The sequence below is a fragment of the Chelatococcus sp. HY11 genome, assembly GCF_018398335.1.
Classification (GTDB): Bacteria; Pseudomonadota; Alphaproteobacteria; order Rhizobiales; family Beijerinckiaceae; genus Chelatococcus.
The window spans coordinates 551574-566889 of the sequence record NZ_JAHBRX010000001.1 but is presented as its reverse complement, the minus strand read 5'-3'; the positions used below and the strand labels follow the sequence as shown (position 1 = coordinate 566889).

Sequence of the window (15316 nt, the reverse complement as noted above, 5' to 3'; positions counted from 1 at the left end):
TTCTCTCGCTTCGGCCGCCGTAACGACCTTTGGCCCTGTTCGGCGCCGCCAACCCCGAGGGAGGACAAACACCAATTCACCGTGCATCAGCACAATTCTAAAAACCATGCACAACGAATCGCGCCTTGAGCTCATTAAGCTTAAGGCGCGAAGCGCATGCAGAGGATCACGCGGCTTTCGCAACGCGATCTTGCCCCAGGTCTAACTTCACCAGCTTCGCCGGCGGTCAGTTGGTGCTAAATTAGCAGCGTTTAGGGCTCATACGTCGAAACGAGTCGCTTCGAACAGCGAGCGCCTACTGCCTGCCTGAGTGGGCTGCTTCTAGACTCAGAAACCCGCCTCGTCAATAGAAAATTACCTGTTTTGCCCGGCACAGGCCGGCCAGCGCGGCCAAACGGCAAGCCCTTATCCAAGCGGCAAGTCCTATTCCGAGCGGCAAGTCCTATTCCAAGCGGCAAGTCCTCATCCATGCAGAAAGGGCGCCGTGGCTTTCACGACGCCCTTCCGGTCTTTGCGATATCCGCATCCCCCTCTTAGGAACGCGGATCTCGTGATTCTTATTCGGCTGCCGGCAGTTCAGGCCGAACCACAGCCTGATTCTCGGAAACCCGCTGGGCGAGAATGAGATCGTCGCGGCGCTGGGCGATCTCGCGCAGGCGCGTAGCCAGGGCGCCCGTACCCGCCGGGATCAGCGAACCGACGATCACGTTCTCCTTCAATCCTTCGAGAGCATCCGCCTTTCCGTTGACCGCCGCCTCGGTGAGGACGCGGGTGGTCTCCTGGAACGAAGCCGCCGAGATGAAGGACCGGGTCTGCAGGCTCGCCTTGGTGATGCCGAGCAGAACCGGTGTGCCTGCAGCCAGCTTCTTGCCTTCGGCTTCCAGCTTCTCGTTCGCTTCCGCGAGCTCCATGCGGTCGACCTGCTCGCCATGCAGGAACTCCGAGTCGCCCGGCTCGTCGATCTCAACCTTCTGCAGCATCTGGCGAACGATCACCTCGATATGCTTGTCGTTGATATTCACGCCCTGCAACCGGTAGACTTCCTGAATCTCGTTGACGAGATAGGCGGCCAGTTCCTCGACGCCCTTGATCGCAAGGATGTCGTGCGGAGCCGGGTTGCCGTCCACGATGAAGTCGCCGACCTCGACGATATCGCCGTCTTGCAGATGGATGTGCTTGCCCTTCGGAATGAGGTACTCGACCGCATCCGAACCGTCGTGAGGCGACAACGTGAGGCGCCGCTTGTTCTTGTAGTCGCGGCCGAAGGAGATCGTCCCCGACTTCTCGGCGATGATCGCCGCGTCCTTCGGACGGCGTGCCTCGAACAACTCGGCCACGCGCGGCAGACCGCCCGTGATGTCGCGGGTCTTGGCGCTGTCGGTCGGGATACGCGCCAAGGCGTCACCCGCCTTCACCTTGTTGCCCGGATCGACGGCGATGATGCCATCGACCGGCAGCAACCAGCGTGCCTCGCCACCGCGTGACAGCTTGGCGACCTTGCCATCCGCATCCAGGACGACGATGGCCGGGCGGAGATCCGAAGTCCTCGCCGAGCCGCGCCAGTCGATGACGACGCGCTTGGCGATACCCGTCGCCTCATCGACCGTCTCGGTGATCGAGCCACCCTCGACCAGGTCCTCAAAGGCGACCGTGCCGTCAACTTCCGAGAGGATCGGCCGGGTATAGGGGTCCCATTCGGCGATGCGCTGGCCGCGCTTCACCTGGTCGCCATCATCCACCTTCAGACGGGCACCGTACTGGACCCGGTGAACCGCCCTCTCCTGCCCATCCGGCGCATGCAGCACGACGGCCACGTTGCGGCCCATGGCGATAAGATCGCCATCGGAGTTGCGCGCCACGTTGCGGTTGCGCAGCTTCACCTCGCCCTCGAAATTCGTCTCGAGGAACGAGGAGTCGGCGATCTGCGCGGCGCCGCCGATGTGGAACGTACGCATCGTGAGCTGCGTGCCCGGCTCACCGATCGACTGCGCCGCGATGACGCCGACGGCCTCACCGTGGTTGACCGGCGTGCCGCGAGCGAGATCACGCCCGTAGCAAGTCGCGCAGACACCGACCCGCGACTCGCAGGTCAGCACCGAACGGATCTTCACTTCCTGGACACCGGCCGCGTTGATCGGCTCGATATGCCATTCCTCGATCATCGTGCCCTTTGGCACCAGCACGTTGCCTTCGCTGTCGATCACGTCCTCAACCGCGGTGCGGCCCAGGATACGCGAAGCCAGCGTCGCGACGATCTGACCGGCATCAACGATGGCGCGCATGCGGATGCCACGCTCCGAGCCGCAATCCGGCTCGCGAATGACGGCGTCCTGCGCCACGTCCACCAGGCGGCGGGTCAGGTAGCCCGAGTTCGCCGTCTTGAGCGCCGTATCGGCGAGACCCTTACGGGCGCCGTGGGTCGAGTTGAAGTACTCGAGAACGTCGAGGCCTTCCTTGAAGTTCGAGATGATCGGGCTCTCGATGATCTCACCCGACGGCTTGGCCATCAGGCCGCGCATGGCGCCGAGCTGGCGCATCTGCTCGCGCGAGCCACGGGCGCCGGAATGCGCCATCATGTAGATCGAATTGACCTGCTTGTCGCGGCCGTTCTCGTCCTTCTGTGTCGCCGAGATGCGGGCCATCATCTCGTCCGCGAGACGCGCCGAGCACTTGCCCCAGGCATCGACGACCTTGTTGTACTTCTCGCCCTGCGTAATGAGGCCGTCGTTGTACTGCTGCTCGAACTCCTTCACGAGCGCGCGCGTCTCCTCGACGATGCCCCACTTGTTCTCCGGGATCAGCATGTCGTCCTTGCCGAACGAGATGCCGGCGCGGAAGGCATGATAGAAGCCGAGGCTCATGATGCGGTCGCAGAAGATGACCGATTCCTTCTGACCGCAATTGCGGTAGACGGCGTCGATCATGTTCGAGATCTCCTTCTTCGTCATGAGCTTGTTCACGACGTCGAAGGGAAGGCTCGGATGCTTCGGCAGGATGCGCGACAGGATCACACGGCCGGGCGTGGTGTCGTAGATCTTGCTGTAGGCGCGGCCTTCCTCGTCGATCCCCTGCCAGCGGTAGCGGATCTTCGTGTGATAGGTAATGACCTTCGCCGCGATCGCGTGCTCCAGCTGCCCGAGATCGGAGAAGGTCTTGCCCTGGCCGGGCTCGCCTTCGGCGATGATCGACAGGTAATAGAGGCCGAGCACGATATCCTGCGACGGCACGATGATCGGCTGACCATTGGCCGGGTGCAGGATGTTGTTGGTCGACATCATCAGCACGCGCGCTTCAAGCTGCGCTTCAAGCGACAGCGGCACGTGCACCGCCATCTGGTCACCGTCGAAGTCGGCGTTGAAGGCCGCGCAGACGAGCGGGTGCAGCTGGATCGCCTTGCCCTCGATCAGCACCGGCTCGAAGGCCTGAATGCCGAGGCGGTGGAGCGTCGGAGCGCGGTTCAACATCACCGGATGCTCGCGGATAACCTCGTCGAGGATATCCCAAACCTCCGGCTTTTCCTTCTCGACGAGCTTCTTCGCCTGCTTGACGGTCGCGGATAGACCCTTGGCGTCGAGACGCGCGTAGATGAAGGGCTTGAACAGCTCCAGCGCCATCTTCTTCGGCAGGCCGCACTGATGCAGCTTCATTTCCGGGCCGACCACGATGACCGAACGGCCGGAGTAGTCGACGCGCTTGCCGAGGAGGTTTTGGCGGAAGCGGCCCTGCTTGCCCTTCAGCATGTCGGCGAGCGACTTCAGCGGGCGCTTGTTGGCACCCGTGATCACGCGGCCGCGGCGGCCGTTGTCGAACAGCGCATCAACCGCCTCTTGAAGCATGCGCTTCTCGTTGCGGATGATAATGTCCGGCGCGCGCAACTCGATGAGGCGTTTCAGGCGGTTGTTGCGGTTGATGACGCGGCGGTAGAGATCGTTGAGATCCGACGTCGCGAAACGGCCGCCGTCCAGCGGAACGAGCGGGCGGATATCCGGCGGGATCACCGGGACCACCGTCAGGATCATCCACTCCGGCTTGTTGCCTGACAGTTGGAACGCCTCAATGATCTTGAGACGCTTCATCAGCTTCTTGGGCTTCAGCTCCGAGGTTGTCGTCGCGATCTCGTGACGCAGGTCCGTCGCGATCTTGTCGAGGTCGAGGCTGCGCAGGATCTCGCGGATCGCCTCGGCGCCGATGAGCGCCGTGAACGAGTCATCTCCATATTCCTCCTGCGCGCGCAGGTACTCTTCCTCGGAGAGGAGTTGACGCTCCTTCAGGGGGGTGAGGCCCGGCTCGATGACGACATAGTACTCGAAGTACAGGATGCGCTCGAGATCCTTCAGCGTCATGTCGAGCAGAAGGCCGATGCGCGACGGCAACGACTTCAGGAACCAGATATGGGCAACCGGGGCGGCCAGCTCGATGTGGCCCATGCGCTCGCGCCGTACGCGCGCCAGCGTAACCTCGACGCCGCACTTCTCGCAGATGACGCCCTTGTACTTCATGCGCTTGTACTTGCCGCACAAGCACTCGTAATCCTTGATCGGTCCGAAGATGCGCGCGCAGAACAAGCCGTCACGCTCGGGCTTGAACGTCCGGTAGTTGATCGTCTCCGGCTTTTTAATCTCACCGAAGGACCAGGACAGAATCTTTTCCGGGCTCGCGATCGATATCTTGATCTGATCGAAGGTCTGCGCAGGAGCCTGGGTATTGAAGAGATTCATGACCTCTTGATTCATCGCCGTCTCCTTCAAGCCGGGATTGGAGCGCCGCTTTTCTGCTCCTGCCGGCCAAATATCCGTCGAGCCTGCCTCAGGCCCATTGCAAAACTTGGGTTCGGCCGGCTGCGCATGTCCGGGAACATCCGCAGCCTCCTATCACCCGAACGACCCGGCCGTCGCACCTGAATGGCGACGGACCGGAGCGAGCGTAACGCTCGCTCCGCGGTCTTATTCCGCAGCCTCTTGTGGCGGCAGTTCCGCCGGCGGCTGCTTCGTCGACAGCAATTCGACGTTGAGGCCGAGCGAACGCATTTCCTTGACGAGCACGTTGAAGCTCTCCGGAATGCCCGCCTCGAAGGTGTCGTCGCCACGGACGATCGCCTCGTAGACCTTGGTACGGCCAGCCACGTCGTCCGACTTCACCGTCAGCATTTCCTGCAGGGTGTAGGCGGCGCCGTAGGCTTCGAGCGCCCACACCTCCATTTCGCCGAAACGCTGGCCGCCGAACTGGGCCTTGCCGCCCAACGGCTGTTGCGTGACGAGCGAGTAAGGACCGATCGAACGCGCGTGGATCTTGTCGTCCACGAGATGGTGGAGCTTCAGCATATAGATGTAGCCCACCGTCACCTTGCGATCGAACGCCTCGCCGGTCCGGCCGTCGTTGAGCGTGACCTGACCGGAGCGGTCGAGGCCAGCCTCCTCGAGCATCCGCTCGATATCGGCCTCCTTGGCGCCGTCGAACACCGGGGTGGCGATCGGAACGCCGCGGCGCAGGTTCTGGCCGAGCTCGACGAGATCGGCGTCGCCCAACTGATCAAGGTCACCCTGCGTGCCGTATATGTCACGCAGTGTGCCCTTCAGGCGGGAGGAATCCTGCGACTTGAGATAGGCGTCGACGGCCAGTCCGACCTGCCGGCCGAGACCGGCGCAGGCCCAACCCATATGCGTCTCGAGGATCTGTCCGACGTTCATGCGGCTCGGCACGCCGAGCGGGTTGAGCACGATGTCGGCATGCGTGCCATCGTCAAGGAACGGCATGTCCTCGATCGGTACGATCCGCGACACGACGCCCTTGTTGCCGTGACGGCCAGCCATCTTGTCGCCTGGCTGGATCTTGCGCTTCACCGCGACGAAGACCTTGACCATCTTCATCACGCCGGGCGGCAGCTCGTCGCCGCGCTGCAGCTTCTCGACCTTGTCGAGGAAGCGCTGCTCAAGGCGCTTCTTCGACTCGTCATACTGCTTGCGCATCGCCTCGAGCTCCGCCGTGATGGCGTCGTCGGAGACGGCAAAAGCCCACCACTGCGAACGCGGGAACTCCGTCAGCCCCTCACGGGTCAGCTCGACGTCCTTCTTGAAGCCCTTCGGACCGGCGATCGCCACGCGGCCCGTCAGCACCTCGGCGAGACGCGCATAGACGTTGCGATCGAGGATCGCCTGCTCGTCGTCGCGGTCCTTGGCCAAGCGCTCGATTTCCTCGCGCTCGATAGCCTGGGCGCGCTCGTCCTTGTCGACGCCATGACGATTGAACACGCGCACTTCGACGACCGTTCCGGTGACGCCCGGCGGAACACGCAGCGACGTGTCGCGCACGTCGGACGCCTTCTCACCGAAGATGGCGCGCAGAAGCTTCTCTTCCGGCGTCATCGGGCTCTCGCCCTTCGGCGTGATCTTGCCGACGAGGATGTCGCCCGCGTTCACTTCCGCCCCAATATAGACCATGCCGGCTTCGTCGAGGTTCTTCAGCGCCTCTTCCGACACGTTCGGAATGTCGCGCGTGATTTCCTCCGGACCGAGCTTGGTATCACGGGCCATCACCTCGAACTCTTCGATGTGGATGGAGGTGAACACGTCCTCCTTCACGATCCGCTCGGAGAGCAGGATCGAGTCCTCGAAGTTGTAGCCGTTCCACGGCATGAACGCGACGAGCACGTTCCGGCCGAGGGCGAGCTCGCCGAGATCCGTCGACGGGCCGTCGGCGATGATGTCGCCCTTGCGGACCTGGTCACCCACCTTCACCAGCGGGCGCTGGTTGATGCAGGTCGACTGGTTGGAACGCTGGAACTTCATCAGCCGGTAGATGTCGACGCCCGACTTGGTGGGGTCGAGGTCCTGCGTCGCGCGGATAACAATACGCGTCGCGTCCACCTGGTCGATGATGCCCGTCCGACGCGCCGCGATCGCCGCGCCGGAGTCGCGGGCCACAACGGCCTCCATGCCGGTGCCGACGAAGGGCGCATCCGCCTTCACGAGCGGCACGGCCTGACGCTGCATGTTCGAGCCCATCAGCGCGCGGTTGGCGTCGTCGTTCTCAAGGAACGGAATGAGCGCCGCGGCCACCGACACGAGCTGCTTCGGCGACACGTCCATGTAGTCCACGCGATCCGGCGGAACGACCACGACGTCGCCGGCGCGGCGGCAGACCACGAGGTCCTCCGTCAGCTTGCCGGTGGTGTCGATGTCGGCGTTCGCCTGCGCCACATAGTACTTCGACTCTTCCATCGCCGAGAGGTAGGCCACCTCATTGGTGACCGCGCCGTCGCGGACCTTGCGATAAGGCGCCTCGATGAAGCCGTACTTGTTGACGCGCGCGAAGGTCGCGAGCGAGTTGATCAGGCCGATGTTCGGCCCTTCCGGCGTCTCGATCGGGCAGATACGGCCGTAATGCGTCGGATGCACGTCACGCACCTCGAAGCCGGCGCGCTCACGCGTCAGACCGCCCGGGCCAAGCGCCGAAAGACGACGCTTGTGAGTGACTTCCGACAGCGGGTTCGTCTGATCCATGAACTGCGAGAGCTGCGATGAGCCGAAGAACTCGCGCACGGCGGCGGCCGCGGGCTTCGCGTTGATCAGGTCCTGCGGCATCACCGTGTCGATGTCGACCGACGACATGCGCTCCTTGATCGCGCGCTCCATGCGCAGGAGACCCAGCCGATACTGGTTTTCCATGAGCTCGCCGACCGAACGGACACGGCGGTTGCCGAGATGGTCGATGTCATCGACCTCGCCACGGCCGTCGCGCAGGTCGACCAGTGCCTTCACCACGGCGAGCATGTCCTCGCGGCGCAGCGTGCGCACGGTGTCCGCCGCGTCGAGATCGAGACGCATGTTCATCTTCACGCGGCCGACGGCTGAGAGATCGTAGCGCTCGGCGTCGAAGAACAGCGAATGGAACATCGCCTCGGCCGTCTCGAGCGTCGGCGGCTCGCCGGGACGCATCACGCGATAGATATCGAACAGCGCTTCCTCGCGAGAGGAGTTCTTGTCGACGGCCAGCGTGTTGCGGATGTAGGGGCCGATATTGATGTGGTCGATGTCGAGAACCGGGATCTCCTCGAAGCCTGCCTCCAGCAGGACCTTGAGAAGCTTCTCGGTAATCTCGTCGCCGGCCTCGGCGAAGATCTCGCCATTCGACATGTCGACGAGGTCCTCGGACACGTACTGCCCGATCAGGTCGTCATGCGTCGCGCGGAGTTCCTTCACGCCCTTTTCCGTGAGGATACGCGCGGCGCGGGCCGTGAGCTTCTTGCCGGTCTCGAGAACCACCTCGCCGGTGTCGGCGTCGATCAGGTCAACGCTCGCCTTGAAGCCCTTGAGGCGCTCCGCGTCGTAAGGAACGCGCCAGCCGTCACCATCCTTCTTGTAGAGGATGCGGTTGTAGAAGGTCTCGAGAATCTCTTCGCCATCGAGGCCGAGCGCATAGAGCAGCGACGTCACCGGCAGCTTGCGGCGACGGTCGATACGCGCATAGACGATGTCCTTGGCGTCGAACTCGATATCGAGCCAGGAGCCGCGATACGGAATGATGCGCGCGGCGAACAGGAGCTTGCCCGACGAATGGGTCTTGCCCTTGTCGTGGTCGAAGAACACGCCCGGCGACCGGTGCATCTGGCTGACGATGACGCGCTCGGTGCCATTGACGATGAAGGTGCCGTTGTCGGTCATGAGCGGCATGTCGCCCATGTAGACGTCCTGCTCCTTGATGTCCTTGACGGACTTGGAGCCGGTGTCTTCATCAACATCGAACACGATGAGGCGCAACGTGACCTTGAGCGGCGCGGCAAAGGTCATGCCCCGCTGGCGGCACTCGTCCACGTCGTATTTCGGCGGTTCGAAGGTGTACTTCACGAATTCGAGCAGCGAAGCACCGGAAAAATCGGAAATCGGGAAAACGGACTTGAAGACGGCCTGTAGCCCCTCCTCTGGCCGCCCTCCCTTCGGCTCGTCGACCATCAGGAACTGGTCATAAGATGCCTTCTGAACCTCGATGAGGTTCGGCATCTGCGCCACTTCCCGGATCTTGCCGAAGAACTTGCGGACACGCTTCGGGCCAGTGATCGTCTGGGCCATGTCTGTTCTCGCTCCTCACGCACGGCTGACCTGGCGGCCTCATCACGAGACCGGGCGGCTCCACAAGGCCGCCAGGTCAGCCGGCCGCTCCTGCGGCATGCTGCCATGTCACTCCCGACAGTCCCGGGGGGACCGCCGTCGTCACTTTTTTTGCGTGTCGCGGGGACCATGCTGCAACACGGTCGCGCATCGACGACACAACGGCCCCGGAGACAAGATGCCTTCGGGACCGTGGAATTCTCAACTTGTAGCGTTCCGCCGCAGCGGCCCGCCTCTAACCAAGAAGGGCCAAGAGCCCCTTCCCATTGCGATCTCCTCAAAACGAAATCGCTAGAACCAAGTCTCGAACGATGGCTGGAAACCGGATCGATCCGCAGGGACACTCCAGCTCCCGCCGATGCACGGGCTGAGCCCGCGCGGTAATTACTTGAGCTCGACCTTTGCGCCGACCTTCTCAAGCTGAGCCTTGAGCTTCTCGGCCTCGTCCTTGGACACGCCTTCCTTGACGGGCTTCGGAGCGCCTTCAACGAGGTCCTTGGCTTCCTTGAGGCCAAGGCCAGTGATCGCGCGGACTTCCTTGATGACTTCGATCTTCTTGTCACCCACACCGGCGAGAACGACGGTGAACTCGGTCTGCTCCTCAACGGCGGCGGCGGCACCAGCACCCGGCGCAGCGGCAACAGCCACGGCGGCGGCGGCGGACACGCCCCACTTCTCTTCGAGGAGCTTCGCCAGCTCGGCGGCCTCGAGAACGGTCAGGCTCGACAGGTCGTCGACGAGCTTTGCCAAATCAGCCATGATACACTTCCTGGGTTGGTTCGATTGATAGGGGTTTAGACGGCCTTACGCCGCTTCGTCTCGCTTGGCATATGCCCCGAACACGCGCGCCAGCTTCCCGGCGGGTGCGTTGACGACCTGCGCGATCTTCGTTGCCGGGGCCTGAACGAGGCCGACCAGCTTGGCGCGCAGTTCATCAAGGGACGGCAGCGCGGCCAGAGCCTTCACGCCGTCCTGGTTCAGAGCGGTCACTCCCATCGCGCCGCCGAGGATAACGAGCTTGTCGTTAGCCTTGGCGAAGTCGACAGCGACCTTCGGCGCCGCAACAGGGTCGCTGGAATAAGCCAGCAACGTCGGCCCCTTAAGAAGAGGCGCGATTGATGCGACGTCCGTGCCTTCGAGAGCGATCTTGGCGAGGCGATTCTTCGCGACCTTGACCGAGGCACCAGCCTGCTTCATCTCCCTGCGGAGCTTCTGCATGTCGGCGACCGTCAGGCCGGCATAGTGAGCTACGACGACGACGCCGGCTGATGAAAACACATCACCCATTGCCGCGACGAACTCGGCTTTTGCCGCTCTGTCCACTTGGCTCTCTCCGGTTCAGCAGCAGGGAACACCCCCGCCGCCGGCTGCACATGCCACACGCCGTGCACTAGGCTTGCACCCAATGCGCCGCGCGCGGCGCCCGCAAGCCCTGTCCCCCAGATCGCAGAGATCAAACTCACGCCCCAGGAATAGGTCCGAACCAACCCACCCAAAGGAAAACCCCACAAGAGGCATCCATCGTGTAAATCAGCCTTCCCCGTCTATGCTGGCTTCATACTGAAATTAAGCCGTAAACGGCACCCGCAGTCTCGGACAGGACATATGACCGGTTCGCGCAAAGCTACCGCCTTGCCCGCCGGCCACATTCACCCGGTTACCCGGGCGAAACTCCAACACCTGAGACCGGCGACATCAGATGCCAAGCCGATTCCAGGCAAGAATGGTTTTAATAACCATTCACCTGCGGTTTGCCAAGAGCCCACCGCAGGCAAACAGGCAAGTCGCATCAGCTAGCGCGCTATTGCGCCAAAGATGAGGCAGCTGTCTTCTTACGCGCCGAGCACGGACGCGGGATCGACCTTCACACCCGGCCCCATCGTCGAGGAGATGGCCACGCGTTGGACGTAGGTGCCCTTCGCGCCGGACGGACGGGCCTTGGAAACCGCATCCGCGAAAGCCTTGATGTTCTCGATCAGCTTACCCTCATCGAAGGAAGCCTTGCCGATGCCGGCGTGGACGATGCCGGCCTTCTCGACACGGAACTCGACGGCACCGCCCTTGGCGGCAGCGACCGCCGCCTTGACGTCCATGGTCACCGTGCCGACCTTTGGATTCGGCATCAGGCCACGCGGGCCGAGCACCTTGCCGAGACGGCCGACGAGCGGCATCAGGTCCGGGGTCGCGATGCAGCGATCGAAATTGATCGTGCCGCCCTGAACGATCTCGAGCAGATCCTCGGCGCCGACGATGTCCGCACCGGCTGCCTTGGCTTCGTCAGCCTTGGCGCCGCGGGCGAAGACGGCAACGCGGACGGTCCGGCCGGAGCCATTCGGCAGGTTGCAGACGCCGCGGACCATCTGGTCGGCGTGGCGGGGATCGACGCCGAGATTCATGGCCACTTCGATGGTCTCATCGAACTTGGCCTTGGCGCGCTCCTTCACCATCTTCACGGCCTCTTCGAGACCATAGAGCTTCACCCGGTCGACGCCGTCGCGAAGGGCGGTAATGCGCTTTGCTGGTTTTGCCATGATCGACCTCCTCAGCCCTGGACCTCAAGGCCCATTGAGCGGGCCGAGCCTTCGATCATCGCGACAGCCGCATCGACGGTGTCGCAGTTCAGGTCGACCATCTTCTTCGTGGCGATGTCACGCAGCTGGTCGCGCGTCACCTTGCCGGCAAAGGCGCCCTTGCCGGGGGTCTTTGACGCGCTCGTGATGCCAGCGGCCTTCTTCAGGAAGTAGCTGACCGGCGGCTGCTTCATCTCGAAGGTGAAAGAGCGGTCCTGATACGCGGTGATGATCACCGGGATCGGCGTACCCTTTTCCATCTGCGCGGTCTTCGCGTTGAAGGCCTTGCAGAATTCCATGATGTTGAGGCCGCGCTGACCGAGCGCCGGACCGATCGGCGGCGACGGGTTGGCCGCGCCTGCCGGAACCTGAAGCTTCACGTAACCCGTGATCTTCTTTGCCATGATGGCTGCTCCCATGGGACGACGCCGCGGATGCCAATCCGCGCGCCGGGGATGACAGATCGCGGTACGGCCCTTCTGTTCCGGCTGGCGACCGGCGGACCTTCCGCGGATGAACCGGCGATGGGTTTCGCCGGCTTTCTGGAGCTTGGCGCTCCAACGACGAAGGGCGGCCAGCATGCCGGCCACCCTTTGTGAAAGCTCTTTAGCAACAGAGACAACCCGAGGCAAGCCTCAAGGGTCGCCCCTTGCCCCGGTCGATCAGACTTTCTCGACCTGCGCGTATTCGAGATCGACCGGCGTCGCGCGACCGAAGATCGACACCGCGACTTTGAGACGGGCGCGTGCCTCGTCCACCTCCTCGACGATGCCATTGAAGGAGGCGAAAGGCCCGTCGGCCACACGCACCTGCTCGCCGATCTCAAAGCTGACGGAGGGCTTCGGACGATCTACGCCCTCGGCGACCTGCCCCTTGATGCGCTCCGCCTCGCGGTCCGGGATCGGCAGCGGCTTGGACTTGTCGGCGCCGAGGAAGCCGGTGACCTTCGGGGTGTTCTTGATGAGGTGATAGACCTCGTCGGTCAGGTCGCACTTCACCAGGACATAGCCCGGGAAAAACTTGCGCTCGGTATCGACCTTGCGGCCCCGACGCACCTCGACGACCTTTTCCGTTGGGACAAGGATTTCGTCGAACTTGTCCTCGAGACCACGCTGGACGGCCTGATCACGCAGGGACTGCGCAACCTTGTTCTCGAAATTCGAGTAAGCGTGGACGATATACCACCGTTTCGGAGCGGATGAGATGCTGGTCGGGCTGGGAGAAGACATCTGCGCGGCTCCTAGCGACCGATACCGAGAATCAGCGTCACGCCGAAGCGGATGATTTGGTCGGCGAGAAGGAAAAACAGGCTCGCGACGATGACCATGACGAATACCATAGCCGTCGTGACGAGCGTCTCCTTGCGGGTCGGCCACGTGACCTTGGAGGCCTCGTTACCTACCTGCTGAATGAACTCGACCGGATTCGTCTTCGCCATATTGTCTCACCATAGCCGTCGCGCAGTGCTGATTTGGCATCACAACGGTCAACACGCAAGGGCCAGTGACCCCGAGGTCTGTTGCAATGTCATCCTGCGATCAGCGCAACTTGCAAAAAACTGCAGTCAGGAACTGAAAGCCGACCGCCTGGGATCCGCTGGCAGGAGTGGAGGGACTCGAACCCCCAACCCCCGGTTTTGGAGACCGGTGCTCTAGCCAGTTGAGCTACACTCCTAGCGGATGCCTGCGGTAACAGGCCGACAATGGCGCCCCTTAAGCCAAAGCTCAGCTCAAGATGGAATCGCCACGCCATTCCTATACATCACTCGCGCGACATGGCGATAGGCGAATGATGGGAATATTCACTGTCGCGCCTGGATTACGGCGCGGCAGCCGTGCGACGCAGGCGAATGCGCTGATTGCTTGCGCATTCGCCTGATGTGCTGGTGTCTTACTCGATGATGGAGGCGACGACGCCGGCGCCAACCGTGCGGCCACCTTCGCGGATCGCGAAGCGAAGCTTCTCTTCCATGGCGATCGGAACGATCAGCACGACTTCCATCGTCACGTTGTCCCCGGGCATCACCATCTCGGTGCCTTCCGGCAACGTCACCACGCCCGTCACGTCCGTCGTCCGGAAGTAAAACTGCGGACGGTAGTTCGTGAAGAACGGCGTGTGCCGGCCACCCTCTTCCTTCGTCAGGATGTAGGCTTCCGCCTTGAACTTCGTGTGCGGCTTCACCGAACCCGGCTTGCACAGCACCTGGCCGCGCTCAACGTCCTCGCGCTTCGTGCCGCGCAGCAGCGCCCCGATGTTGTCACCCGCCTGACCCTGGTCAAGCAGCTTCCGGAACATCTCGACGCCCGTCACCGTCGTCTTCACCGTCGGCTTCAGCCCGACGATCTCGATTTCCTCGCCGACCTTCACGATCCCGCGCTCGACGCGGCCCGTCACAACCGTGCCGCGACCCGAGATCGAGAACACGTCCTCGACCGGCATCAGGAACGGCAGGTCAACCGGACGCTCCGGCTGCGGGATATACGCGTCGACCTGCGTCATCAGCTCAAGCACCGCGTCATGGCCGATCGTCGGCTCGCGATCCTCAAGCGCACACAGCGCCGAACCACGCACCACCGGGATGTCGTCCCCGGGGAACTCGTACTTCGACAGAAGCTCGCGCACCTCGAGCTCGACCAGGTCGAGAAGCTCGGCGTCGTCCACCATGTCGACCTTGTTCAGGAACACCACAAGCGCCGGAACGCCCACCTGGCGCGCAAGCAGGATGTGCTCGCGCGTCTGCGGCATCGGGCCGTCAGCCGCAGACACCACCAGGATCGCCCCGTCCATCTGCGCCGCGCCCGTGATCATGTTCTTCACATAGTCGGCGTGGCCGGGGCAGTCCACATGCGCGTAGTGCCGGTTCTTCGTCTCGTACTCGACATGCGACGTCGAGATCGTGATCCCGCGCGCCTTCTCTTCAGGCGCCTTGTCGATCTGGTCATACGCCGTGAACGACGCGCCCCCAGACTCCGCCAGAACCTTCGTGATCGCCGCCGTCAACGACGTCTTGCCATGGTCAACGTGACCAATCGTCCCGATGTTGCAGTGCGGCTTCGTCCGCTCAAACTTCTCTTTGGCCATCAGTCACAAACCCTGGGCATTGCCATCATGATAAAGGATCGGGGATATCGATCCCCGAAATTGCGCGATCGTCTAGGGGGTTTCACTCGCTTGCGCAAGTGCCAGCGGCGCAATTAGTGCCGATTGTGGGGAACACCCGCTGCGACACCTTCGACAATATGCCTCTGCAACCGGTCCCGACAAACACCAAATCACGTCCCTGCCCGCCGCGCTATCAGACAGCGCCGCGCTCGAAACCATACAATAAATGGAATTCGATGAGGCCGTGGAGCGGGTGAAGGGAATCGAACCCTCGTCATCAGCTTGGAAGGCTGTTGCTCTACCATTGAGCTACACCCGCTAACGCACGTCAGGCTTGGATGGTGGAGGGGGTTGGATTCGAACCAACGTAGGCGTAGCCAACGGATTTACAGTCCGTCCCCTTTAACCACTCGGGCACCCCTCCGGCCCATCCAGCATGACCAACCCCGGTGGGTCGATCACCTTTCCGCTCACCTGCGGCGCAGGAGCAGTGGCGCGTTCTTAAGAGGAGCCGGTTATGGGTGTCAACTGCAAAACCGG

Annotated in this window: 10 protein-coding genes and 3 tRNA genes; 1 reads left to right on the top strand and 12 read right to left on the bottom strand. The window is 62.7% G+C overall.

The window, feature by feature from the left end; all coding sequences use genetic code 11:
* Positions 1–557: 557 nt before the first annotated feature.
* The 6 genes from rpoC to rplK form a co-directional block, all read right to left on the bottom strand.
* Positions 558–4733 carry a DNA-directed RNA polymerase subunit beta' gene (gene rpoC / locus KIO74_RS02750; RefSeq protein WP_213330315.1) on the bottom strand — a complete coding sequence of 1392 codons (4176 nt, stop codon included), beginning with the start codon at positions 4731–4733 and terminating at the stop codon, positions 558–560.
* Positions 4734–4943: 210 nt separating this feature from the next.
* Positions 4944–9065: a DNA-directed RNA polymerase subunit beta gene (gene rpoB, locus KIO74_RS02745; protein ID WP_213330313.1), complete on the bottom strand. Its 4122-nt coding sequence runs from the start codon at positions 9063–9065 to the stop codon at positions 4944–4946.
* A 423-nt stretch (positions 9066–9488) separates the two neighbouring features.
* Positions 9489–9863: a 50S ribosomal protein L7/L12 gene (gene rplL / locus KIO74_RS02740; RefSeq protein WP_213330311.1), complete on the bottom strand. Its 375-nt coding sequence runs from the start codon at positions 9861–9863 to the stop codon at positions 9489–9491.
* Between the two features lie 45 nt (positions 9864–9908).
* Positions 9909–10427, bottom strand: coding sequence for a 50S ribosomal protein L10 (rplJ, locus tag KIO74_RS02735; protein ID WP_213330309.1), 519 nt, complete (start codon positions 10425–10427; stop codon positions 9909–9911).
* Between the two features lie 509 nt (positions 10428–10936).
* Positions 10937–11635 (bottom strand): 50S ribosomal protein L1, encoded by a 699-nt coding sequence (rplA, locus tag KIO74_RS02730; protein ID WP_213330307.1) that lies wholly within the window; start codon positions 11633–11635, stop codon positions 10937–10939.
* A gap of 11 nt (positions 11636–11646) precedes the next feature.
* Positions 11647–12078, bottom strand: a complete 432-nt coding sequence (gene rplK, locus KIO74_RS02725) for a 50S ribosomal protein L11 (RefSeq protein WP_213330306.1) — start codon at positions 12076–12078, stop codon at positions 11647–11649.
* A gap of 51 nt (positions 12079–12129) precedes the next feature.
* Here rplK and KIO74_RS02720 point away from each other — a divergent pair, with 51 nt between their 5' ends.
* Positions 12130–12273 carry a hypothetical protein gene (locus KIO74_RS02720; RefSeq protein ID WP_213330305.1) on the top strand — a complete coding sequence of 48 codons (144 nt, stop codon included), beginning with the start codon at positions 12130–12132 and terminating at the stop codon, positions 12271–12273.
* Between the two features lie 63 nt (positions 12274–12336).
* Here the strand turns inward: KIO74_RS02720 and nusG are convergent, their stop codons facing one another.
* From nusG to KIO74_RS02690, 6 genes are all read right to left on the bottom strand, one after another.
* Complete coding sequence (gene nusG, locus KIO74_RS02715; RefSeq protein ID WP_213330304.1) at positions 12337–12903, bottom strand: transcription termination/antitermination protein NusG; 567 nt, start codon at positions 12901–12903, stop codon at positions 12337–12339.
* Between the two features lie 11 nt (positions 12904–12914).
* Positions 12915–13112 (bottom strand): preprotein translocase subunit SecE, encoded by a 198-nt coding sequence (gene secE / locus KIO74_RS02710; RefSeq protein WP_110375526.1) that lies wholly within the window; start codon positions 13110–13112, stop codon positions 12915–12917.
* Between the two features lie 159 nt (positions 13113–13271).
* Positions 13272–13348, bottom strand: a tRNA-Trp gene (locus tag KIO74_RS02705).
* 216 nt (positions 13349–13564) lie between these two features.
* Positions 13565–14755, bottom strand: coding sequence for an elongation factor Tu (tuf, locus tag KIO74_RS02700; RefSeq protein WP_213330302.1), 1191 nt, complete (start codon positions 14753–14755; stop codon positions 13565–13567).
* A 266-nt stretch (positions 14756–15021) separates the two neighbouring features.
* Positions 15022–15095: transfer RNA gene (locus KIO74_RS02695), tRNA-Gly, on the bottom strand.
* 20 nt (positions 15096–15115) lie between these two features.
* A tRNA-Tyr gene (locus KIO74_RS02690) sits at positions 15116–15200 on the bottom strand.
* Between the last annotated feature and the right edge of the window lie 116 nt (positions 15201–15316).

Excerpts from the sequence above, each read along its gene's own strand:
- KIO74_RS02720 (WP_213330305.1), top strand. The coding sequence starts at position 12,130 with ATGACAGATCGCGGTACGGCCCTTCTGTTCCGGCTGGCGACCGGCGGA.
- secE (WP_110375526.1), bottom strand. The coding sequence starts at position 13,112 with ATGGCGAAGACGAATCCGGTCGAGTTCATTCAGCAGGTAGGTAACGAG.
- tuf (WP_213330302.1), bottom strand. The coding sequence starts at position 14,755 with ATGGCCAAAGAGAAGTTTGAGCGGACGAAGCCGCACTGCAACATCGGG.
- rplL (WP_213330311.1), bottom strand. The coding sequence starts at position 9,863 with ATGGCTGATTTGGCAAAGCTCGTCGACGACCTGTCGAGCCTGACCGTT.
- nusG (WP_213330304.1), bottom strand. The coding sequence starts at position 12,903 with ATGTCTTCTCCCAGCCCGACCAGCATCTCATCCGCTCCGAAACGGTGG.
- rpoC (WP_213330315.1), bottom strand. The coding sequence starts at position 4,733 with ATGAATCAAGAGGTCATGAATCTCTTCAATACCCAGGCTCCTGCGCAG.
- rplA (WP_213330307.1), bottom strand. The coding sequence starts at position 11,635 with ATGGCAAAACCAGCAAAGCGCATTACCGCCCTTCGCGACGGCGTCGAC.
- rpoB (WP_213330313.1), bottom strand. The coding sequence starts at position 9,065 with ATGGCCCAGACGATCACTGGCCCGAAGCGTGTCCGCAAGTTCTTCGGC.
- rplK (WP_213330306.1), bottom strand. The coding sequence starts at position 12,078 with ATGGCAAAGAAGATCACGGGTTACGTGAAGCTTCAGGTTCCGGCAGGC.